This window comes from Shewanella sp. MTB7, from assembly GCF_027571385.1.
GTDB lineage: Bacteria > Pseudomonadota > Gammaproteobacteria > Enterobacterales > Shewanellaceae > Shewanella.
On the sequence record NZ_CP085636.1, the window covers coordinates 3,925,765 to 3,948,856 of the forward strand.

Annotated in this window: 22 protein-coding genes; 5 read left to right on the forward strand and 17 right to left on the reverse strand. The window is 40.4% G+C overall.

The window, feature by feature from the left end; genetic code table 11:
* The first annotated feature begins 198 nt into the window (after nucleotides 1–198).
* Together HWQ47_RS17025 and HWQ47_RS17030 are read left to right on the forward strand one after the other, a co-directional pair.
* Nucleotides 199–1,020: a glycosyltransferase family 2 protein gene (locus tag HWQ47_RS17025; protein ID WP_269967255.1), complete on the forward strand. Its 822-nt coding sequence runs from the start codon at nucleotides 199–201 to the stop codon at nucleotides 1,018–1,020.
* 34 nt (nucleotides 1,021–1,054) lie between these two features.
* A complete protein-coding gene (locus tag HWQ47_RS17030) occupies nucleotides 1,055–1,999 on the forward strand; it encodes a polysaccharide pyruvyl transferase family protein (RefSeq protein WP_269967256.1) in 945 nt (314 codons plus the stop codon).
* A gap of 87 nt (nucleotides 2,000–2,086) precedes the next feature.
* Here HWQ47_RS17030 and HWQ47_RS17035 read toward each other — a convergent pair whose 3' ends face one another.
* Entirely contained in the window at nucleotides 2,087–2,803 is a 717-nt protein-coding gene (locus HWQ47_RS17035; protein ID WP_269967257.1) for a glycosyltransferase family 25 protein, read from the reverse strand.
* A 294-nt stretch (nucleotides 2,804–3,097) separates the two neighbouring features.
* On the opposite strand from HWQ47_RS17035, the gene HWQ47_RS17040 reads away from it, so the two are divergent.
* Nucleotides 3,098–4,360 carry a valine--pyruvate transaminase gene (locus tag HWQ47_RS17040; RefSeq protein WP_269967258.1) on the forward strand — a complete coding sequence of 421 codons (1,263 nt, stop codon included), beginning with the start codon at nucleotides 3,098–3,100 and terminating at the stop codon, nucleotides 4,358–4,360.
* 120 nt (nucleotides 4,361–4,480) lie between these two features.
* Here the strand turns inward: HWQ47_RS17040 and HWQ47_RS17045 are convergent, their stop codons facing one another.
* Both HWQ47_RS17045 and HWQ47_RS17050 read right to left on the reverse strand, forming a co-directional pair.
* Nucleotides 4,481–4,855, reverse strand: a complete 375-nt coding sequence (locus tag HWQ47_RS17045; protein ID WP_269967259.1) for a hypothetical protein — start codon at nucleotides 4,853–4,855, stop codon at nucleotides 4,481–4,483.
* A gap of 401 nt (nucleotides 4,856–5,256) precedes the next feature.
* The gene (locus HWQ47_RS17050; RefSeq protein WP_269967260.1) at nucleotides 5,257–6,036 is read right to left on the reverse strand and encodes a TSUP family transporter; all 780 of its coding nucleotides are present in this window, start codon (nucleotides 6,034–6,036) and stop codon (nucleotides 5,257–5,259) included.
* Nucleotides 6,037–6,168: 132 nt separating this feature from the next.
* Between HWQ47_RS17050 and gcvA the strand changes: the two genes are divergently transcribed.
* The gene (gcvA, locus tag HWQ47_RS17055) at nucleotides 6,169–7,059 is read left to right on the forward strand and encodes a transcriptional regulator GcvA (protein ID WP_269967261.1); all 891 of its coding nucleotides are present in this window, start codon (nucleotides 6,169–6,171) and stop codon (nucleotides 7,057–7,059) included.
* A 30-nt stretch (nucleotides 7,060–7,089) separates the two neighbouring features.
* On the opposite strand, the gene HWQ47_RS17060 is transcribed toward gcvA, so the two are convergent.
* The 6 genes from HWQ47_RS17060 to HWQ47_RS17085 all read right to left on the reverse strand — a co-directional run bounded on the left by HWQ47_RS17060 (nucleotide 7,090) and on the right by HWQ47_RS17085 (nucleotide 12,865).
* Complete coding sequence (locus HWQ47_RS17060) at nucleotides 7,090–9,060, reverse strand: NERD domain-containing protein kinase family protein (protein WP_269967262.1); 1,971 nt, start codon at nucleotides 9,058–9,060, stop codon at nucleotides 7,090–7,092.
* Between the two features lie 189 nt (nucleotides 9,061–9,249).
* Nucleotides 9,250–9,636, reverse strand: a complete 387-nt coding sequence (locus tag HWQ47_RS17065; RefSeq protein ID WP_269967263.1) for a ribonuclease E inhibitor RraB — start codon at nucleotides 9,634–9,636, stop codon at nucleotides 9,250–9,252.
* 25 nt (nucleotides 9,637–9,661) lie between these two features.
* Complete coding sequence (locus HWQ47_RS17070; protein ID WP_269967264.1) at nucleotides 9,662–9,895, reverse strand: RNA-binding S4 domain-containing protein; 234 nt, start codon at nucleotides 9,893–9,895, stop codon at nucleotides 9,662–9,664.
* A gap of 54 nt (nucleotides 9,896–9,949) precedes the next feature.
* On the reverse strand, nucleotides 9,950–10,486 hold the full coding sequence (locus HWQ47_RS17075; protein ID WP_269967265.1) for a GNAT family N-acetyltransferase: 537 nt from the start codon (nucleotides 10,484–10,486) through the stop codon (nucleotides 9,950–9,952).
* A gap of 21 nt (nucleotides 10,487–10,507) precedes the next feature.
* On the reverse strand, nucleotides 10,508–10,786 hold the full coding sequence (locus tag HWQ47_RS17080) for a peptidylprolyl isomerase (RefSeq protein WP_269967266.1): 279 nt from the start codon (nucleotides 10,784–10,786) through the stop codon (nucleotides 10,508–10,510).
* A gap of 228 nt (nucleotides 10,787–11,014) precedes the next feature.
* Nucleotides 11,015–12,865 carry a DUF885 domain-containing protein gene (locus tag HWQ47_RS17085; RefSeq protein ID WP_269967267.1) on the reverse strand — a complete coding sequence of 617 codons (1,851 nt, stop codon included), beginning with the start codon at nucleotides 12,863–12,865 and terminating at the stop codon, nucleotides 11,015–11,017.
* Between the two features lie 123 nt (nucleotides 12,866–12,988).
* On the opposite strand from HWQ47_RS17085, the gene HWQ47_RS17090 reads away from it, so the two are divergent.
* Nucleotides 12,989–13,501 (forward strand): GGDEF domain-containing protein, encoded by a 513-nt coding sequence (locus tag HWQ47_RS17090; protein ID WP_269967268.1) that lies wholly within the window; start codon nucleotides 12,989–12,991, stop codon nucleotides 13,499–13,501.
* Nucleotides 13,502–13,587: 86 nt separating this feature from the next.
* Here HWQ47_RS17090 and HWQ47_RS17095 read toward each other — a convergent pair whose 3' ends face one another.
* The 8 genes from HWQ47_RS17095 to HWQ47_RS17130 all read right to left on the reverse strand — a co-directional run bounded on the left by HWQ47_RS17095 (nucleotide 13,588) and on the right by HWQ47_RS17130 (nucleotide 22,358).
* Nucleotides 13,588–14,847, reverse strand: coding sequence for a tetratricopeptide repeat protein (locus HWQ47_RS17095; RefSeq protein ID WP_269967269.1), 1,260 nt, complete (start codon nucleotides 14,845–14,847; stop codon nucleotides 13,588–13,590).
* Between the two features lie 2 nt (nucleotides 14,848–14,849).
* A complete protein-coding gene (locus tag HWQ47_RS17100; RefSeq protein ID WP_269967270.1) occupies nucleotides 14,850–15,470 on the reverse strand; it encodes an energy transducer TonB in 621 nt (206 codons plus the stop codon).
* Nucleotide 15,471: 1 nt separating this feature from the next.
* The gene (locus HWQ47_RS17105; RefSeq protein ID WP_269967271.1) at nucleotides 15,472–15,876 is read right to left on the reverse strand and encodes an ExbD/TolR family protein; all 405 of its coding nucleotides are present in this window, start codon (nucleotides 15,874–15,876) and stop codon (nucleotides 15,472–15,474) included.
* Nucleotides 15,877–15,888: 12 nt separating this feature from the next.
* Nucleotides 15,889–16,413 carry a MotA/TolQ/ExbB proton channel family protein gene (locus HWQ47_RS17110; RefSeq protein ID WP_269967272.1) on the reverse strand — a complete coding sequence of 175 codons (525 nt, stop codon included), beginning with the start codon at nucleotides 16,411–16,413 and terminating at the stop codon, nucleotides 15,889–15,891.
* Nucleotides 16,413–17,768, reverse strand: coding sequence for a MotA/TolQ/ExbB proton channel family protein (locus HWQ47_RS17115; protein WP_269967273.1), 1,356 nt, complete (start codon nucleotides 17,766–17,768; stop codon nucleotides 16,413–16,415). Before HWQ47_RS17115 ends, HWQ47_RS17110 begins: the two co-directional genes overlap by 1 nt.
* Nucleotides 17,768–18,550: a DUF3450 domain-containing protein gene (locus HWQ47_RS17120; RefSeq protein WP_269967274.1), complete on the reverse strand. Its 783-nt coding sequence runs from the start codon at nucleotides 18,548–18,550 to the stop codon at nucleotides 17,768–17,770. The genes HWQ47_RS17115 and HWQ47_RS17120 overlap by 1 nt, the downstream gene beginning before the upstream one ends.
* 582 nt (nucleotides 18,551–19,132) lie before the next feature.
* Nucleotides 19,133–19,375, reverse strand: a complete 243-nt coding sequence (locus tag HWQ47_RS17125) for a hypothetical protein (RefSeq protein ID WP_269967275.1) — start codon at nucleotides 19,373–19,375, stop codon at nucleotides 19,133–19,135.
* A gap of 142 nt (nucleotides 19,376–19,517) precedes the next feature.
* The gene (locus HWQ47_RS17130) at nucleotides 19,518–22,358 is read right to left on the reverse strand and encodes a TonB-dependent receptor domain-containing protein (protein WP_269967276.1); all 2,841 of its coding nucleotides are present in this window, start codon (nucleotides 22,356–22,358) and stop codon (nucleotides 19,518–19,520) included.
* Nucleotides 22,359–23,092 lie beyond the last annotated feature (734 nt).

A 23,092-nucleotide genomic window follows, 5' to 3' on the forward strand; every position in this document is an offset into this window, starting at 1 on the left:
TGCTCCTAAGGTTGGTAAACCTAGCTCAATGTTAATCAATGGTTAACATAAGGCTAGGCACGTAACCAAGATAAGGGTTAAAAGTCTTATACCTTTATAAATCTCAGTCAGATTATTAATTGAACTTTATTTTACCCAATGACTGTTTATAATAGTCTCCTTTAAAATATAAGCTGATTTCCACAAAGGAGATTAGCCTTGAGTTCATTTCACATTGATAATCTACCTATTATGAAAAAACATACATTATCCGTTATATTAATCACTAAAAATGAAGCCGACCGAGTCGAAGCTTGTTTGCGCTCAGTCGTTGACATTGCAGATGAGATTATAGTGCTAGACAGTGGCTCAACCGATAATACTGTTGGTATATGTCAAAACTACACTGATAATGTCACGATCACCGATTGGCCAGGTTTTGGTAAGCAAAAGCAACGTGCGTTAGATAAAGCGAACTGTGATTGGGTACTCTCCATTGATGCTGATGAAGCATTAGATGAAGAGATGAAGCAGGCTATCATTGCTCTGCTATCACAAGATGCCATTAAAGAGACTTCATATCGCCTACCTTGGGGGGTAACACTCTATGGTAAAACCCTTAAATATGGTCGAAGCGCCCGAGCGGTATTACGTCTATTCCTTAGAGAAGGTTCTCGTTATACACTCGATGAAGTGCATGAAACAGTCATACCTGCGACAGGTTCCACTGGCAAACTTCAAGGCTTACTGTTGCATTATACCCACAGAGACTATGGCCACGGACTGAACAAAGCCGCCCAATACGCTTGGCTTGGATCACAGAAGTACTATAGAAAGGGCAAGAAATCAAAAGGATTAGGACTGGCACTGCTGCGAGGCTTATGGACCTTTTTCCTTATTTACTTTATTCGTCGTGGATTTTTAGATGGCAGCATAGGTTTTATTGTCGCCATGACCTATGCACAAGTTAGCTTTAATAAATATGTAGGGCTTTGGTTGATTGAGCAGGAAAGAAATAAATCTGACACAAGTAACAAGTAACAAGTAAGTATAATTATAGTAACGGTAATTTGATATGTTGAATACAAACGAAAGAAACTGGCAGAGTAACCTCGATAGTCTGAAGAATATGCATTCTGAAATAGCAAAGAGCTTGAAAGGAAAGAAAGTAGCTTATATTGACATTCCACTTTATTACAATGTAGGTGACATTCTTATATATCTCGGTACTGAACAATTTATTGAAGATAATGATATCAATGTCATACATAGAGCATATCAAAAGAACATTGATTACAGCAAGCTCGAACATGCGGACGTAATAATGTTTCAAGGAGGTGGGAATTTTGGCGATTTGTATATAAAACATCAAAATCTTAGGGAAAGAATTATAAAAAAATATCCACATAAGGATATTATAATGCTCCCCCAAACCATCTATTTTAAATCTCAAGAAGAAGAGATTCGTTCAGCAAAAGTATTTAACGAACATAAAAACTTAACCTTCTATGTTAGAGACAAAAGATCATTCGATATTGCTCAATCTTTTAGTAATAAGGTTATATTAATGCCCGATATGGCTCACAGTCTCCATCCTTTAGTTGATATTCAAGAGGTTGTGGATAATAACAGACCCATTAGAAGAGTGTTGAATTTAGGAAGGAAAGATGTAGAAAGTACTGGACAGTCTAATGCGTTGAATAAAAAGACATTTGATTGGGTAAATATGCTTTCTCTATCAGATCATATTATTCTCAAGTGTTTCAAAAAACTGCAGAAGGTACCAGTGCTAAAGTATAAAACAGCTAGCAACTGGAAAATACAATCCGACTCTCTACTATTTAGATCTTCAAATTTCTTCCTTCAGCATGAAATAGTTCATACCGACAGGCTTCATGGTTTAATTTTATCTGTTTTATTAGGGAGAAAGGTAATTCTGTCCGATAACTCTTATGGTAAAAACACTGCATACCACAAGCAATGGCTTTCAGAGAATCCACTAATTACAAAGAAATATTAATTAAGTATTTAAAACATAAACAAAAACATTCTATTTTTAACAATCGCTATTGGGTATGGCGATTGTTAAAACATCACTACATCTACATCACTTATTTTTCTTATTATAGGCAGATTGAGCGACTTTTTTAGTAAACCTATAGAGTTCTGCACTGACTTTATTCAATGTACCAAGACGTGACTTGTCTTTACGCTTTCCAATAACCGAGCTAGCATCACTTCTAGAAACTAATTTCGGATGATAACTGTACAGTGTTTGCTCTGTACGCCATTCATTATCCATGAAATCATCTACGGGTTCAAAAAAACCAGCAACGTGTTCAAGATAATTCTGTGCAGCTTTGGGTGTTATTGCATATGCAGATGTACCACATGCACCTTTCAAGTTCGAAATAAGTGTATATTTCTCATCTATTCTTTGGATCTCTGTATATTTTCTCTCGAAGATATTTCCAAGTTTTACAACACCATACTCTATAACTAAAGATTTAATGTTACTAAGCTGTTTATTTAAATCGCCGAACAAAGACAAATTGTCTTCAAAAATCAAATATTCTTCCCCATCAGCAACACACTGTCTCCATAATGAAATATGACTGGCGAAACAACCTAACTCTGGAATGGTTAAATCATAGCCTTTATACCTTTTTGTTTTCGCCTTGTCGTATAAGGAAAAAATAAAATGATCTGGGTTTTCTTTTAAATTGGAAGCATCAAAGAAAGAAAAAGGTATCCCTTTCAACTCTTTTGCTGCTGTTTCTCGACGTGATACTGAGCTTTTTAAACTAATAACAAAAATCTTCATTGATGACTCTACCTAACTAACACAGAAAACCCGATCGCTAATTGACCAAAAGCAATATGGCTAAGACATATTATACACCGTGAGACTATAGCCTTGATACAAAAATATCGGATATAGAGTTTTGCTCTATTTAATACCTGTGAACAAGTGAAAGAACAATTATTCAGCGATTTGTTGACACATCCTTAATAAAGACAAAATTATTCACTAAAAAGAGAAAAAAGAAGTGCGTTTATCCTGAAATATGTTACTACAGGCACTCTTAAGCAATTTTGGTTTTCAGGTACCGTTTTCATGCAGTTTTCAAAGTTTGGTGAAAAGTTTAATCGTTACTCAGGTATTACCCGTTTAATGGATGATCTCAATGAAGGTCTTCGTACACCAGGGGCCATTATGCTAGGTGGTGGTAATCCAGCGGCTATTCCAGCAATGCAAGATTATTTTCACAAGGCAACTGCTGAGATGCTTGAAAATGGTGAATTGGTGTCAGCCTTAGGTAATTATGATGGACCTCAAGGGAAAGACTCTTTCTTAAAAGCCTTAGCCGATCTGTTAAAAGACACCTATGGATGGAATATCAGTGAAAAAAATATCAGTCTGACTAACGGTAGCCAAAGCGCTTTTTTCTATCTGTTTAATTTGTTGGCCGGTAAACAGTTGGATGGCAGCCACAAGAAAATCCTTCTACCACTGGCGCCTGAATACATAGGCTACAGTGATGCTGGTCTAGATGATGATATTTTTGTCTCTTACAGACCAGATATCGAACTGTTGGATAACCGCATGTTTAAATACCATGTGGACTTTGAGCAACTAGAAGTCGATGACTCGGTTGCGGCTATTTGTGTGTCTAGACCCACAAACCCTACGGGAAATGTACTCACCGACACTGAGATCTTCAAGCTTGATAAATTAGCCCAGTCCAAAGGGATCCCTCTTATCATTGATAATGCCTATGGCACGCCCTTCCCTAATATCATCTTTGAAGAAGTGACACCATTTTGGAACAGTAACACCATACTGTGCATGAGTTTGTCTAAACTCGGACTTCCAGGGGTTCGCTGCGGCATCGTCATAGCCAATGAAGAGATAACTCAAGCGCTGACTAACTTGAACGGGATTATCAGTCTAGCCCCTGGTGGATTTGGTCCAGCCATTGCCAAACATATGATTGATTCAGGTGATCTACTGCGTTTAAGTGAATCAGTCATCAAGCCCTTTTATCACAAACGAGCAGAGTTTGCAGTCACCTTGCTGCAAGAGTCAATTCGCGATGAGCGCTTTAAAATTCATAAACCTGAAGGCGCCATCTTCCTCTGGCTATGGTTTGACGAACTCCCTATATCTACAATGGAGTTGTATAAACGATTAAAAGCGAGAGGTGTATTAATCGTTCCAGGAGATTATTTCTTCTTTGGCCAGAAAGACCAACCTGAGGGAAAGTGGCAACATGCTCACCAATGCCTGCGCATGAACTATGTCCAAGATGAAACCAAGATGCGAGATGGCATAGCAATTATCGCAGAGGAAGTGATAAAGGCTTACGCAAACGACTAACTTGTCAGATAACAAGTTTAAGTATCTATTTGGTTGGTTTCATTTGGCTGACGTGGTATTTGGTTGCATACCAAGTACCAATAAGCTTTTAGACAGAGATACCGTTGCAAGCATATTCATTTACCTTTCAATTAAGCCTTGCTTTTTAAGCTCCGAAGTAATTGCATTTTTAGTTCGTCCATGCGTTTTAGCAAGATTAGGAACTCGTTCATCAGCTTCAAATTGACTTGCAAGTTCATCTCTTTGCTCTTTTGTCCAAGGTAGTCCCGCATTTTCAGGAAAACCATTTCCAACATTTTCTGATTGTTTTTGTTCAATCGTTTTCTTTACTTTAGGTCGCTTACTCGAAGGGAGCTTCATACGATTAACTGCAGCAGAGCCCTTAATAACATCAGGGTGACTATAAGGAGATTCATTAGTCAGCTCTTCCCCTGTTACAGGATTGATACCATTAGCTAATGCCTCAATAATTTTCAAGTGTGTATCAAGACTCATTTATATCCCCAATATTTGAAATCCACATCGATTCATCTTCTATGTTTTGCCATGCTTCAAAGTTAAAATATAGATCCTTTCTAACTTTATTTATTTCTTTTTTGATAAATAAAGTTAGATTACGACATCCACCAGTTCTAAGTCTTTCTAGGCACTCATTACAAACTTTGGTTTATGCAATAAAGTAATGAGATGACGATTCAAAAAAGCCATAACTGAATATATCAATATCTAATTGCCAAGGTGAATGTATACACCTTGGCTGATGTAAAACGGTAGGATTAGATTGGCACCTGATGATTTGTGAGGCGGCAAACCTTCATCATATAGATAGTCTAGGAAGAGGTCAGCTACCTATTAAGTCGCTGTAACTGTTTAATCTTCATTCGAGGCACTGACACCTAAATCCAGAAAAACAGATCATATTGAGTTGATAGTAACTTAACGCTCATGATCAATGACATTGTCACCACTAATGGCTTGATAATTTTAGTGCCTTTCGTCAATACCATGCGTGAGCCCAGTGTCGCACCTATGGCTTGACCCACTAACATTATGCCGCCTAGTAGCCAGAAGACCTTGCCACCGATGGCAAAGAAGATAAGCGAAGCTATGTTAGTTGAGAAGTTCAACACCTTAGCATGGGCGGTTGCCTTGGCTAGGCCGTAACCTGCCAATGACACAAAGGCTAAAGCAAAGAAACTGCCAGTACCAGGACCAAAAAAACCGTCGTAGAGTCCAACCCCAAGCGCAGCTGTTAATGCAAACAAACTAGGAGTTAATACTTGATGTTTGTCATCTTCACTGATCTTTTTGGAAAACAAAAAGTAGCCACCTATGGCTAACATGAGAAATGGCAATAACACCTCCAAAAAAGCAGTGTCGACCAGTTGTACAGCAATGGTACCTATGGCTGAGCCAATAAATGCACAGAGTATCGCCAATTTCATTTCTCTGAGTTTCACCATACCTTTACGCACAAAATAGAGACTAGCAAAGAAACTGCCTCCACAGGCTTGAAGCTTATTGGTCGCCAACGCTACCGTTGGAGGTAAGCCCGCCCACATCAATACAGGAATCGTCAACAAGCCACCACCGCCAGCAATAGAGTCTATAAAGCCAGCCAGTACCGCGACAGCAAACAGTATTGCGATCAGTTCATAGGTGAGTTCTATGCCCATGGGGATTGATTCTCTATATGAGTATTGAAAGTTCCATAATTAAACGCGGTTTGCAGAAGGAACACAAAGGAGTTATTGTCTTCACATTGTGAGAAAAACTCACACAATATTAATATCGTATGGATATAATAAATGCACACAGCGTTTCCCCCTCTCAATGCACTGCTGGCGTTTGAAGCAGCCTCGAGACATTTAAGCTTTTCACATGCAGCGGATGAGCTTTTTGTGACTCATGGAGCCATTAGTAAACAGATAAAAGGACTTGAAACATATTTGGGCGTGGCCCTTTTTCTTCGTCAACATAGAAAATTGGCACTCACCGATGATGCCAAACGATATCTGCCACAAATACAGGCCGCACTGCAAACAATCAGGACTGCAACAGATGAGATTAAGTCACATCAGATGCAGTCACAGTCCTTAGCCATAAATGTCTTGCCTAGCCTGACCATTAACTGGCTTATTCCTCGTATGGAGGAGTTTAAACAACGTTACCCTCACCTGTATGTGGATCTATCAATTGGTGACTTTACGGTCAATTTTAAACAACAGCGCTGCGATATTGCCATTAGAAGTGCAACTCAGCCTCCAAAAGAGGTTAATTACCTTAAGTTAATGGATGAGGATCTTTGTCTGGTCTGTGCACCACAACTGCTTAATGAACTCAATTGCTTAGATGATATTAACAAGATGACACTACTGAAACATACCACTCGCCCAGAACTCTGGCCCTACTGGGCAAATCAGCTTGGTCTAAGTTTGACGACAGAAAAAAAATTCGGCATGGAACATTTCTATATGTTGAGTCAGGCGGCGGTCAGTGGCATGGGAGTTGCGTTGATACCGCGTTTTTTCATAGAGGAACAACTCGCTGACGGCAGCCTAGTCATCCCCTTTGATGCTGGCTTTACCAGTCCTTATACTTATTATGTAATAACCCCAAAATCGAAAAATATGCCATTGAAAGCCCAAGTCTTTATCGATTGGTTATTAGAGATATTCGCCCCATACCGCAACGTTTAACCAAATATCACCCAATAAAAAAGGCGTCACTTAAACCAAACTATCGACCACATCAAACGCTTCAAGATAATTATCACCAGGCTTAACATCGAATTCAAAATTTAAGACTTTCATGCAAGTATCAAACGTCTTCTCACCAAACCAGGCTTTATCGAATGAATTTAATGCCTGAATAATCCCAGTCTGTCCTTCGTCACCTTGCAAAGCAATAGGCGCTAGTGTGGCAATAAAGCTGGCAACCAAACCATAAAGATCTTTCTCAGCTTCCCCTTCAGCCGCCCATAGCTGTGGATCGGCATACTGACTTGCGTAATGGCTTGTTGCGATATCCAAACCTATCCCAAAGTTCACCAGTATCGCTTTCTCTTGGTTACAAATGATATTTTTAGGACAGATAGCACCATGGTGAATATCCATCTGGTGCATATATTGTAAAGCCGACAACAGTTGCGTAAACCACATAACAGGTTGGCCTAGTTCAATCGTTGATAACTCATCGAGCGAAGCACCATATTCCCATGATCTGGCAATAAACAACTCTTCGCTTTGAGGCAGTTGGCCAAACGCTAGCACCTTTTCCACATGGGGATGATACAGTTTTGACAAACTTCGATATAAGCTGCTCAAAGTGGGCCATTTAGCCTCAACCTTGCTATAAATAGATACGCCGCATTTAAATTGACCTTGAATATGAGTCGCTCGCCAAAATTGACTAGTGGGCGTCGCCGCAATAAACTGCTCGAGTCGATAGTGATGATCTATAATCGCACCTATATTCACGGTCAGCTTTTCTGGAATAGTGTCACATACACCATTATCTATCAGGGCTGACAAATCACATCTTAGACCATCAACATCTAACGTTTCCCCCTTCGCCGCTTGCTGATACCACTGATAGATCCGTGGCTGCTTTGTCTGAACAGCTAAATGTAGGAAGCCTTCAGCATAAGCTTTAACGTCTTCATTCGATGTTAAACTATCTTTTATATCGATAAATTCAACGTCCCCCAAGTCAGAGACAAAAACACAGTTGCTAGTCCAGCCCCCCACCGTATAACCACGGCGGTGGATCTGTTGTAAGCCAGAGACTGAACGGCGTAAAATCTCCAGCAATTGATAGGTCGATAAACTATCAAGATCTAATACATTGAGCGGCACACCACGGGGCATACGAATAGGAAGTACTAACTGCTCACCATCATGGATAAGTGGTGCACAATAGGGAACACCACCGCAACCAGTTAATGCTTGAAGTCGTTTGAACTCCTCTCTCAGTTGCAGCTCATGAGTCTGAGATTGCCGCTGATCGGCAAACTGATTAGGGGTAAGTATCTTAAGCAACCAAGGCGCAGTCCAATCACCTGGATTGTATTCCGCTTGCCACACCTCCAAACCACTCTGAATAAACAGGCATTTGAGTTTAGTAAAGTCTTGTATCTTGTTATTGCGCTGCTCTACAAGTGCAACTTGACCTATGGTCTTAAGCACTAACTCTTTTTGCTCATCTGTTACCTGATGGCTATGGGGAGCAGTAAGTCCCCACTCTTTAGTTAATGCATCAACTATCTGCTTAGGCGTATAGATACTTAATGAACCTTGCTGTTTCTCTAGCTCAATCTCTTCACCTTTTCTGCCGGTGACAAATACCATCCCCTGGCACCAAGGCGCGTAAACGCCAACTGGAATGGTATGTTTAACGTTCCCTGCGAGAACACGGGCCACGTAATTAGCCTTAGACAGGCTATTATCAACTTCGCGCCCATCGAGGGACCAAGCATGCAGCCCCGCATCTAAGCGGCCAATATAGCCTTTAACATCGACCACATACACGCCCCACTCACCTATCACAAGGGCATCAACTTCCATCGCTTGACCAGATTTAGTAGGGATTTCAACATTAGTCAGTAAAATATAATTTTCTGGGAGCTCATCGGCCAGAAGTGAAAATGCCCACCGCTCGGCATCATTAACTGGAGTTCCGAAACTTATCTGCTTTGCCATTCTTATCTCCATCAGTGGCATTTTTTATCTTATATTTAATAAGTTATATCAAAATAGTCAAAAAAAAGACATAAAAAAAGCCACCAAAATGGTGGCTTAATACAAAATATCGGTCGTCTCATGACTTGACGTTAATAATCCAATAAATACGTTACAGGGTAACATCAATCGAGATGCGCAGCAGATCGATTAGTGCTTACAACTGTCACTGCATTCATGGTCATCATCGGCATAATCATCATCGCCTTCTTGATGCTGCATTACGCCCCAACCATCAGTTGCACCGCCAAACTCTTCGGCAAACTGATTTAAATGTAGCTCTTGATCTACGATAGCCTGATACTCAGGTACCATCTTGATGCAAACAATCAGTTCCCACTTACCCACTTCATCATTTAAATGAAGTTCCATCTCTCCTTCCAGATCTGAGTTGGCAAGCTCTTCTGTGGCTGATTCTGCATCTCTTTGATCATCAAAGATAAGGAAGAAATCAATATCAAGCAGCTTAGACAGATCAATACCTGCTTCACTCATTGCCGCAAGCATTTTACCGTTATCATCATCAGGGAATTGCATTATTTACTCCATCTAGCTTCAAAGACTAAGGTGCTGCCACGATTTGAACTGACTCACCATTAAAGGCAACCACTTCACCGGCTCTTACTTTCTTACGCTTACGGGTCTCAACCACACCGTCAACTGTCACCTTACCTTCGCTGATCACGAATTTGGCTTCCCCGCCACCACCGATCATGGCCTGGACTTTTAAAATCTTGTATAACTCGATGTATTCTTCACCAGCCAATAATGCCAATGTCTCAATTTGTGCTGTCACGCGATTTACCTTTAATCAAATTTCTAGGGAGATTATAGCATTCAGAGTAAAGGATTAGCGCGATCTTTCTTCGCTTAATAAGCCATAGACGTTGTCATCAATCCAACGCTCATCTATTTTGAAATTATGCCTAAGCACACCTTCTAACTTGAAACCTGCTTTCTCAAGCACCCGCACTGAAGCAAGATTACCAGTAGAGCAGGTTCCAATAAATTTATGCACATTGCAGCTTAAACAAGCCCAATCAATTACTGCCTTGAGGCTTTCTGTTGCATAACCTTTCCCTTGACCTTCAACCGCTAGCATATAGCCAACCTCTGCATGCCCTAATACTAGGTTTGAGCAGTACAAGCCAGTAAAGCCGATAAAGCGGTTAGAGCTGATTTCCTCGATAGTGAGTGTTAACCAATCACCAGACTCATAAGCCCAGGGAGATAATTTATGCTCAAACTGTTCAAGTATGACAGCTTCAGACTCTGGAACTCTGACAAATTGATTGACTATTGGGTCGTGATGAACACGCAAAAAATCTTGCACGTCCTCTCTCTTAAGTGTTCTTAATCTCAATCTCTGAGTGTACAGTTCGAGCATAATGATGAAACCTTACAGTGATTAAGCGCGACTTGTTACTTCAAGTAGGTGGTAACCAAACTGAGTTTTAACGGGACCTTGAACTTCGTTCAATGGTGCACTGAACACAACTTCATCAAACTCTTTAACCATCATTCCTGGGCCAAAAGAACCAAGATCACCACCTTGAGCACCTGATGGACAAGATGAGTTAGCTTTAGCTACATCGCCAAAATCTGCACCAGCAAGGATCTCTTGCTTAAGCGCTTCACATTTTTCTTCACTGCTAACTAATAAATGTCTTGCTGTAGCTTGTGCCATGGTAAAAACTCCTAAATTTTGATAACTTGCCAATAAATCTATACTGTTATAGAAAGTGACAATTATAAATAATTAACCCTAACCAAGCACCTAAGATACTTGGTCTCACAAAGTAAAGGGCACTATTCAATCCCGCTGGGAGTAAATAAACCCAACCAGTATATTGATAAAAGCCGAGTTTAAAAAGCAATAAAAATGAAAGTCTACATAAATTGACTTATGTCAGATTCACTTCTGTGTTTCAATCCATTGATGAATTTTCGACTCCATTACCGCCATTGGTAGAGAACCAGATACGAGAATTTGATCGTGAAACCCTTTTAGATCAAACTTATCACCCAGTGTACTTTCCGCTTCAGCACGCAAAGATAGGATTTTTAACTGACCTACTTTATAGGACAAAGCTTGGCCCGGAATCGCCATATAGCGTTCAACTTCAGCGGTGATATCCGACTCAGCCATCGGTGAGTTATCCTTCATATATTGAATGGCTTGCTCACGAGTCCATCCCTTAGAGTGCAATCCGGTGTCGACCACTAGGCGCATCGCTCTAAGCATTTCATCAGATAACTTCCCAAAATATTGGTAAGGGTCATTAAATAGTCCCATTTCAATGCCTAAATTCTCTGCATACAGTGCCCAGCCCTCTTCAAATGCGGTATAACCACCAAAACGTTGAAATTCTGGTACGCCGATCAACTCCTGTTTTATCGCTATTTGAAAATGGTGACCAGGGGCTGCTTCATGTAATGAAAGTGTTGTCATTCCCCATTTCGGCTGAGCTTTCAAATTATAGGTATTGATATAGAATACACCAGGGCGTGAACCATCGACCGCGGGAGACTCATAGGAAGCACCTGCAGCCGATTGTTCACGAAAGCTTTCAACAGGCTTAACCACGTAATCCGCTTTAGGCGTCACGTTGAAGTATTTAGGAAGCTCAAGATTAATCTTATCCTTAATCTCCATGTAACCATCGATTAATCCCTGACGATCGGTAAAAAAGTACTGCGATTCAGAAGAAAGTGAAGCAAAGAATGCGCTTAAATCACCTTCAAACGCTACCTGCTGTCGCACTTTATCCATTTCAGACAAGATACGCTTTACTTCACTTAGGCCTATTTGGTGTATTTCATCCACTGGCATTGTCGTTGTGGTATGGGAATTAGCCAAATGTTGATACCAAACTTTGCCATTTGGAAGCCCCCACCACCCATCAGTTCCTCTGGCGACAGGCAGATACGTAACCACGAAATAGTCTTTTAACGAAGTCAAAGCGGGTAACAATTCATCTTTAATTAACTGAGTATATTGTGCTGTGAGTTCATCTTTTTGAGCTTGGGTGAAGCTCTCTGGTAAATTATTAATAGGGGCATAGAAAAGACTGTCTGATGGGTTTTCAACAAGCTGGGCATCTAACTGAGGGATGATCCGCTCAACAAGTACTCTAGGTAAAACAACTTTACTCTTTATCCCTTCATCCATACGCGACTGTGCAAGCTTAGTCCAAGCAATAAAGCCAGAAAGACGCGACGCCCAGTTCTGATAATCTTGTACTGTTTTGAATGGTTGAGCACTCTCTCCACTGCCGAGCTGAACCATGCTTATCACAGTGCTATAAAACTGATTCATCGGCATAAAACGTTCGGGGAAAGTCTCATTTACCAAAGCTATATTTCGATTATAGGCAAACATGTCATAACTAAGTTGCAGCTCGGAGGACAGCATACTGCGATCAATATCTTCTACTTGTGTGAGGTAACGAGTATTTAGATCATGTCGTGCTTTTAAATATTCTTCGGTTAGATCACCACCGAACTGATCGTTATAATCATTTACGCCAACAAACGTTGCATAGATAGGTTCTAACATTAAGTGATCGTTGAAAAACTGGTCAACTAATGCAAGGTAGGCTTGTTCTTGCTTTTGAATTTCAAGGTTTTTAGATGATTCAACCTCTGTTTTCGATACTAAATCAACTGCCGTTACTAGTGGTTTGTTTGTGTTTTTTTCACTTTCAGAACAGGCTGTTAGGCTAATAACTAGGCCAATCGATATGGCAAGTAACGTTTTATTCATGGATTTCATCTCCCTCTTATTCTGTGCAAATGCTTGTTATTTTCTATACTTATTAGCAAAAGATACCATTTCACATTCTATTTTCCCCTAAAAGCAGTGTAGGTATGGAAAGGAGTCAGCCCAATGATCTATTCATTTCGTAACTCAGGTTTCAGAGATCCTGAAACCGGCGTCTATAACCAAACTTACTTTATGGAAGTATTCAACCGAGAATGGCATCGGCATATACGAGAACATCAAAGTTTGGCCTTATTGTATCTGCGCCCGCACATACATGAAACAGTTAAACAACCTCATTTACTTGAATTCTTTATGAAACAAGTTCAAGAAGCCATTCTCAGAACCACAGATCTCGTCGCTAGACTCGATGACAGCAACTTTGTATTAGGTTTGTTTAATATCGATGAAGATGGCACTACAGTCGTCCTTGGGAGAATAGAAGAAAAAATTGAGCAGTTTAATTTAGAGTATGGAAAACAGCACACGAGTCATGTCGATTATGATCTCGCAGCCTGCATCTGCATACCCGAGCGAGATCTGAACATTGAATTGCTATTTGAAGATGTTGAAAAGCTTAGCCATGAATTAGAGCTTGAACAAAATAAGCATATCGAATTCAGGAAATTGCAGCAATAGGGTATTTATGACATCCATGGCAAATTGACATAAGTGTTCTAGACACAAAAAAGCCCCTTGCGGGGCTTTTTTAATAAGACACTAGATTATAGTGTGACGTCATGTATGCGAGCTTTCTCTTTGATATAAGAGATATAGCTTTTCGCAGAACGCGCTGTCTTCTTATCATTTGCCGCCAATTTAGCACGGGAATAAGCAGACTTGTATTGCTTCAGACCTAAGTAAGACAAAGCAAGCTCAAAGTGAGCTTCACCTGGATTATCTATACCCGCATCAAGCGCTTTTTTCAATGCAGCAATAGCTGGCTTATGCTTACCATCCAAAGACAAGATGCGTCCTTGTCTTAGATAATATTTACCATTATTGCCAGCATCTGCAGCTTTACCATAGAAAATTGCCGCTTCCTTAAACTCTTTAGCGTTATGATAGAAACCCGCTAAAATCGCAAGCGACTTTTCATTTTCAATGATCAAGCCTGATTTAAAGTGCTTCTCATAGATTTTAGCTGCACGGTATGGCGAACCATTTTGTGCAAGTAATTGAGTAAGACGAGTAATGTTACCCGGCGTCTCTAAAAATCCATTCATATAAGCGAGATCATAGGTCGCCAATGACTTACTATACTTCTCTGTCATCAGATAAAACTGAGCTAACTGAACCCAAAGACGTTTATCATCCTGAAAAAGTGGCACCATAGTCTCTAATACACCGACAGCCTCTGGATACTTTTTCTGGTTAAAGTATGCCGTCAACTTCATCTGATAAAGCCCTTTATCGGGTTTATCAGAGATAGTCAGTCCTTTATTTGCAACTTCTAACACCTTACTCCAGTTTTTCTGCTCAGAGTATGCAATGCCAATACGACGATAGGTTTGAGCATCTTCTTTACAAGTAAACTCCATCCATTTGTAGTATTGAGGAATTGATTCTTTGAACTTCTTTTCCTGAATAAGTAAATCAGCGTATAGTTTAAGAGTTGCAGCGTGATCGACACCACCTAAGATGTCAGCCTCAACCGCTTTTTTTAGGTACTTAATTGCGGTGCCCATTTGAGATTTTTCGGCGTAAAAATTACCCAACATGCGGTCAATATACGCTTTATCAAACTCATTCTTTGCATTCGCTTCAAGTAAGATGGCAATGGCTTCATCGACATTGCCTTCCTGATACGCTTCAAAAGATTTACCAACCTTTTTTGCTGCACTTTGGCCAACTGCTTTAGATTTTCTCAGTTCTATTGGACACTTTTCAGCAGCATTAACTGCGGGTACTAATGCTAAGCTACCTCCGACAGAGAGTAATAAAGCAGCGGCTATACTAGTTGTTTTAAAACTAATCTTAGTCATCTCTATCTACCTCCCTTATCTAAAGTGAAATCTAGTTGTACAGTTTGACCTGGCACTCTCAACGCTTTGCCGTCAATGATCTTAGGCTTATATTTCCACTTCTTTAGAGCACGTTTAGCTTCTCTATCAAAAACTCGCTTAGGATCAGCCTTGATAACTTTCACGTCCTCAACACCACCAAGTTCGTTAATAGTAAAGCTGAGTTGTACCCATCCTTCTTTACCATCTCGTGCTGCTGCGATTGGATATTGTGGCTCGATTCGTACGATAGGTGTCGCATCACCATCACGTGTCATCATGTTGCCCAATTTAAAACCTGTGTTTGCATTACCTGCCGCTACACCACCCATGTTAAATGACATATTGGTATCGATGTCAGATGAACTGTCTGGCGGAGTTGTATCCGGCTTAGGCGGTTGCTCAGGTGGCGTTGGTGGCTTAGGTTTTACCCTAGGCTTTTTCTGTGCTGATGCATCATCTTTGTTCATGGTAATTTCAATGACAGGACTTTCTGTCGAGGCATCGTGGCGGGTTGGACCGCCACCTACCAAAAAGGCCATGAAAACAAACAGAGCAAAAGTCACAGCAGCACCAACTATCAGTGATACTATTCCTCTTAGCATATTACTCGTTCCCCGCCGATACAGAAATTTTATCAATACCCGCCGCTTTCACGTTATCCAAAACTTTAACCACTAAGCCATGTTTGGCATCTTGGTCTGCTTGAATAAGGACTGCAGCTTCCGGTGCTTCTGCTAGCATACGTTCAACGTTTGCAGTTACACGTTCGATATCAACCTGACGATTTTCCATCATGATGACGCCAGTCTTGCTTACACCAATAAAGATGTTAGCTGAAGGCTTCTTCGTCGCTTGTGATGCCTCTGGCTTGTTATAGTCAAGACCTGATGGTTTAACAAACGATGTCGTTACAATGAAGAAGATAAGCATGATAAACACGATGTCTAGCATCGGTGTCATATCAATCTCAGCTTCCTCGTCTACGCTTGAATGCTTTCTACGTGCCATATTAATTTCTCTCTAGTGGTGCGGCAGGCTGTCTTTTAGCTTCTCTAAACTGATTTTCATTTTAGCGTCTAGGCGAGTACTAAAAAATACTCCCGATAACGCTGCAACCATTCCCGCCATTGTCGGCATGGTTGCCATTGAAATACCAGCTGCCATCATACGAGCGTTACTCGTGCCATGAACTGCCATCACATCGAACACTGATATCATACCAGTTACGGTTCCTAGCAGACCTATCATAGGACAGATAGCAACTAAGGTTTTGATAAGCAGCATACGTGCTGTTAAGTCTTGCTTCGCTTGGGATACCCAGGCTTCACGGATGCGGTGTGCATACCAAGAGGTTGAATCCTCTCGTGCTTCCCATGCTGCGATGATTGCTTTGTGCTCTTTAGGTGATACCCAATTAAGGTACCAGTAGCGCTCAAGCATCAATACCCACATAGCAAACAATACAGCTGCAACGAGCCAGAGGACGTCGCCCCCGGCGGCCATGAAGCCCCTGACGGAATCCCAGATATCCATCAGGAATAACATTAGGCTTTCCTCTTCTCAGCGTGTGAAGCAATTATGCCCGCACTTTGTTCTTCAAGAACTTGGACGATGGACTTACTACGTGCAATCACAATTGCATGCATAAGCATCAGTGGAAGTGCTGCAACTAAACCTTGTACTGTGGTCATAAGTGCCATAGAAATACCACCTGCCATCAACTTAGGATCACCCGTACCAAACAACTGAATGCTTTGGAAGGTTGCAATCATACCGGTTACAGTACCTAGCAGACCCATCATAGGTGCAATAGCCGCTAGAACCTTAATGATTGAGATACGAGCTTCAAGTGCTGGTGTTTCTTTAAGAATAGCTTCGTCAAGCTTTAACTCTAATGTTTCAACATCAACATCTTTGTTGTCTTGGTAAGCTTGCAGTACACGACCCAATGGGTTATTACCAGGTTTATCAAGATGCTTACGCTGGGCTTTAACTTTAGCGCCAACAATGCCTAACGTAACCAAACGCTCAATAGAGATCAGCGCACCAAGTGCTAACAACACCATAATGATGTAACCAATGGTTCCACCCGCTTCTATGCGCTCTTCAATCGTTGCCTTTTGAGTAAAGATGTTCAGTAGCACACCTTTAACAGGGTCAATGTAGAGCCTTGCTGCACCAGAAGTCGTCTCTTCAAACTCTCCAACAGTCTTAACTTGATATCCATCAGGTTGCTGAGAAAGCTGCTGGATAAGACCAAGATCGGCGTTATAAACAACATACTGACCGTCGGCTAATAGGTTAAATGGCCCAACACGAGTAATTGTGGTACTAGAAACACTACCATCTATATCCGTGACTGCACCTTCAAATTTAACGACTTTTCCTGACTCAGCCATCTCAAATAGCTGCTCTTCCCAGAAACGTTCTAACTCGTCAATTTTAGGAAGCTGCTTACGAGCACCAAGTTCTGCGATAAACACTTCACGACCAGGATACTGGGCAGAAATATTTGAACCCGCTAGTTTTCCAGCGAAATCTCCTGCATCACCTTTAACAACACCAAACATTTCACCCAAGTCACCTTGAGCTGTTTTCAAGTCTTCTTCTAACTGGCCGATTTTACGTTCGTTATCCAAAAACGCTTGGTTTAGATCTTTACCACGTTGCCTTTCAGCAGCTAGGGCATTTTTTTCATTTTTGAGCAATTGAGCTTTATCGCCACGTTCATTTCTGAACTCTTGCTCACGTTTCTTATTCGTATTTGATGCATTGGCACGCTCTGTTTGAACTTGCTTAAGCAACTGATCAATTGTCTTAGGTGCATCTGCAGCACTAGCAATACCTGCAGAAAGCGACAGGGTCGCAGCAACGATTGCTGTAGTAATTAACTTCTTCATTATTGTGCAGCCTCCGCAGCAGGAATTGGTAGCGAGAATAGATCCGGTGCACCCTGTTTACGTGCAATACGAATGCCTTTAGTGATCTCACGAAGATAGCTATCTTCTAACTGATCCCATCCCTTAGTTTCGTCGTTATACATCCAAGCAGACCTTCCGTCTAAGCTCTGAGCATAAAGTGCAACACGACCTAAGTTGAAGTAATCAACCAAAACCTCTTTCCCATCTAACTGCAGTTGACCCGTTTTAACGGCAATAAACCCACCATACTCACGCTCAATACTGTATGCATCTAAGATAAGACGATATTTCTCAGCAAGGGTAACTTCTGCACTGTTCAATAGAGCTTTGAGGTTATTAACACGTTCAACACGGGTTTCAGTGTTAAATGGAAGATCAAGCGCAATAAACTGCTCTAACGCATCAACCATTTTAAACATTAATGGCACAACGCCCTGACGAAGTGCGTCGACACCATTGATGTCACCTTGAATAGATTTCATGGTAGCTTCTTGATCTGCTACCAGACCAGCTACGTAATCGTTGTAAGATTTCAGTGACTCACGTTCATCTGCAACTGAACCGTACTCGAACACCATGTCCTGAGCTTGGTCAAAGTACTTATCGACTTTCTTTTGAGATGTTGCTGCTTCAGCGTGAATTTTGCTGTCAGCCTTCTGAACATCAGAAAGGGGATCGGCAATCACTAAGTTACTGCCGGCTAAGGCTAATGCGCCTACGAGCGCTATAGCGATTTTTGTTTTATTGCTTACCTTGGACATAGTTCCCAACCAATTTGAAGTAAAATTAAAAAGGTTAACTTATTAATAACATAGGTTTCTGCTTATATTTGCAAGAATCCCTAGCTCCTAAGTACGTCTTTCTTTTGTGATTGTTAATTATTATCTTATTTTTCTACGCCGTATAAGGCGTAGCACCACTAGCATCATTTCACAAATTGTTGACCTGTGTCAACAATTGGACAGGGCTAAAACTAGTAGAAAAGTGCCTTAAAGGCGGTAAAAGTAGCAAAATGGAGTTTTTTAGACAAACAAGACTAAAATGTATTAATAAAGCTTTAATAGCAAAGCTGAAATAAAGTTATTACCCATTGAAAATTAAGAGATTAATTGCAGTAACCAACATTTAACAAGTTTAACATCTCAGCAACTCAATCTGATTATACCAGTATAACTACACGGTTTAGAAAAATTAAATGAGTTACTCATGAGAAATAATTAAATATAATTGTATTTATAACGATAAAATAACGACTATAAATAGAGTCAAAATATAAGACCTATCGTACTCTAAATAAAAAATGGCCTAATGAATGCACTTCACAGGCCGTATTTTGTAACTTATTATAATCCACTAGTTTGAGTCTGACCTTTTCTCATTGCATCTCTTAGATCTTGCTTGTTTTGCTCATATAACTCTTTAGCTAAAGTTTTTGTCATACATGTTTTTTTCTTTAAATTGCTCCCTGTTTTAGCACGATATTCACAAACTAGTTCTTCGTTATTTGATGCGGACTGCTTCTCCGTTTCTGTCGAGGCACAACCTGCCAATAGAACAAACAAACCACTGACTATATACTTTTTCATATAATGACCCTTGTAATTTAGCTAGAAAATCGAAGTTGGTTAATTCTCAACATTTAATAAAAATATACACTTACAAATGAAAAAGGCATGTTTCATACTACGAAACATGCCTTTTTACAGTTAAAATAACACTACTTATAACTTAGAACGTTACACCTACTGCTAAGTAGAGGTGTCGACCAGTTGTCTCATAAGTACGTGGATCTGTATTATCATTAAATCCAGTATTGGCAAATGATGGATCTTCATCGAAGAGATTATTCACTCCAATAGTTGTACTTACATTATCAAAGAAATATGTGAATCTTACATCGTTGATAATTTGGCTATCAACGGTGCGTGAATCACTAGGATCTGCTAAATCAGTTGTGCCATCAGCATTTGCATCAAATGGTTCTAACACTTCACCAATGTAACGAACCTTCCAATATGCAGACCAATCATTACTCGCTAACTTCACATTTAAGTTAGTTTTCCATTCAGGGAAGTTACCATCACCACTATTTTGACGGTACCAACCTGCATTTTCAACTACAGAGCCATCAGCCTGTGTAATATCATATGTCTGGTAATAAGTACTGTCTAAACCAAAGCTCAAAGTACCAATCTGAGTGTCCATGGTATATAAGGCATTGAAATCATAACCCTGTGAATGGATTGAACCTACATTGATGTTTCGATCATCAATGTCACTGGAGTTACCATAAAGTGAACCAGCGTCAGCCCCATAACGAGTGATCAGATCACAGTACAAGCCTTCATCAGCACACTTATCTAGAATCAATTGCTCACCAATTGTTGAAATAGCACTGGTTAAATCAATATCCCAATAATCAATAGTCAATGACAAGCCTTCTATAAAGTCAGGGCTATAAACGATACCAACTGTCAACGTATCAGCTTCTTCAGGTGTTAAATTGGCATTACCACCTTTAGTCGATGATAACTGGTCTCCGATAGGCTCAAAACCACCAGCTGGCACGCCATCAGCAATACAGAATGGAGTCGGATTTGTGGCACATTTATCTACAACGGTAGGACTATTGTCAGAACTTCCAGCATACAACTCACTTGTAGAAGGTGCACGGAATGCTGTTGAAAGAGTACTTCTGATCATTACTTCTTCAATTGGTCTCCACTTTAATCCAATCTTATAGTTGGTCGTGTCACCAAAAGTATCATAATCAGAATAACGAACAGCGCCATCAAGTTCTAAACTTTCAGCACCAACAACACCACTTAGTAACGGAACGTTGATTTCAGTGAATAGTTCGTTGACAGAGTAATCACCCTCAGTTTTCGTTCTACTTGAACCAGATGTAATACCAAGCGCAATCAATGCATCGGGTAAATCACTACCTGATTCTGTTCGATGCTCAGCACCAAATACCATTCCTACAGTACCAGCAGGTAACTCAAAAACATCACCGAAGACACTAGCACTTAACACTGTTTGTTCATTTGAACCAAAATCATGAGCTTCAAAAGTGATGTAATCAAGCATCTCTTGAGTCACTTGAGTGTCTGTTCCTGGAATACCAAACGTATTTAATGACACACAGCCCTCAATGGGGTTCGCAGCAGTACCACAAACTACATTTCCTTGAGCATCCATGAAAGATGGACCTACAGCATTATTGACTTTTTCGAAATTAACGCCACCTTGAGCTGCTGTACCAGCCTCATTGGAGCCAAATACATAGGAAACTTCATATCCCCAGCTGTTATCAAACTCACCACTAAGACCAAAAACAGCTCTTACAGTATCAACTCTGAATGTCGTGTCTCGACCACCAGTTTCGACCATACGACGACGCCAATCAGCTATCTCAACAGTATTACCATCTTTATCTTTTGGACCAAACTGCTGGTTATAATAGTTATCTGCTGAATAGGGAGCATCACCCCAACCAAAGAAAGCTAAAGGTGCCAAAGGCAGTGGAGCCAACTTTGTTTTTGATGTACGTCTATTAAAAGACAGCTCTGAGAAGAAACGTAAAGAATCGGCTATTTCATACTCACCTGAAGCATAGAAGCCGTATCTTTCTTGTGGCGTTAAATGGTAGTTTGCAGGCGCATAGTTATAGGTATCTTTACCCCAATCCCAACATTCATAGCCCGTTGGATTAGTAAAATCAGAAGGATCTGATTGTCCAGGTCCATTAGCAGCACCATGAGTAAAAGAGCTACAACCTCCAGCTCCGTCGATACCATTGTAACGACCCCAAGGTGGCGCAGAAGATCCCCCTTTATTTAATTCACCAGTTTCAGGATCCAACGCATATTCAAATGCTGACCAATCTCTATCACCTGACATCTGTTCAGTTTGCTGAGTGTAATAAGCACTAACAACAGCATTACCTTTATCGTTGTTAAAGCCCATCGTTACATCGACAGTTTTAGTTTCTCCATCCCAATTCTCAGTAGAACCATCATATGAAACATTCGCTTCAAAACCTTCGAAATCATCTCGAGTGATAACGTTAATTACACCAGCTACCGCGTCTGAACCATAGACAGCAGACGCACCATCTTTAAGCACTTCTATCCGCTTAATAATTGCTACTGGAATAGTACTTAAATCAGCAGAAGAGTTAGCACCTGAACCTGAGTGAACCAATCTACGACCATTAATCAATACGAGTGTTCTTTGACTGCCTAAACCACGAAGTGAAACACGTACCGCTCCACCTCCGCCATTGTTAATAGCAGTATTAGTTGCTGCACCAGCTACTGCTGGGATTTCTTGTAGGATATCACCTATATTAGATATACCCGATTGAACAAGATCTTCGCGAGTAATAATTTGGACAGGGTTTGCACCTTCCATATCAACTCGCTTAATACGTGAGCCAGTGACTTCGATACGCTCAACTTTTTCTTCATCTGCTGCATATACGGCTGGAGCAGTAAATGCTGTAGCAGCCGCACCACCAATTAGTGCGAAACGCACTGAATTAGCTAGAAAACTATTTTTATACATAATGTTTCTCCCTGGACTTATATTTTTTATTTATATTATTTCAAGATGAGCGATAATATAGGCACAATACACCCACATGAGGCCATCTTGAAGCAGATAAAACCACAGTTGAAACATTTAATCAACAACACCAGTAAAAGCGCAACAGGGGGCGCACAGTCAAATCCCGAGAATTTTATTCAGTATTTTTTTAAACCTATGTTTAATCAACAACATAACGAATGTAAAAAAATATCTATTGTAAAGAGGACTATACAGTTACACCTCTGTGTTCACCAACCAGGCTATTTTTAATCTAAAAAGTTTATAGTAAGTAGTGTATTATGCTGAAATGAGTAACCTGACTTTGGTAAGCGAATCAAAGAGAGGTTTAAATTGATGAAGTTCAACTTCTGTAATTTCTGTATTCATGGATTTGTTCTTTAAAAAAAACTGTTAGCTGAACAACAAATGCCCAGCACCTAGAACAGACTTAGTGATAACAGTTCTTATTAAAGTGTTTTCAGCAGGGAAATACTGAGGAAATTTGACATCGAAGTGAATACATCCGCTCTCATTAGCGTAGCCGCCTTAAAAAATAAACCTTAGAGTCAGTATGAGTGGACATCGTTGTTTTGTTTCATAAAGCTGAACTAGAGATAATCAATTGAATTAAGCAGCCTTGGTTGTGATCAAAACTTTCAACCAAGGTTAATCAATCACCAGATGGCGTATGGATGTATTTTATTCTTCAA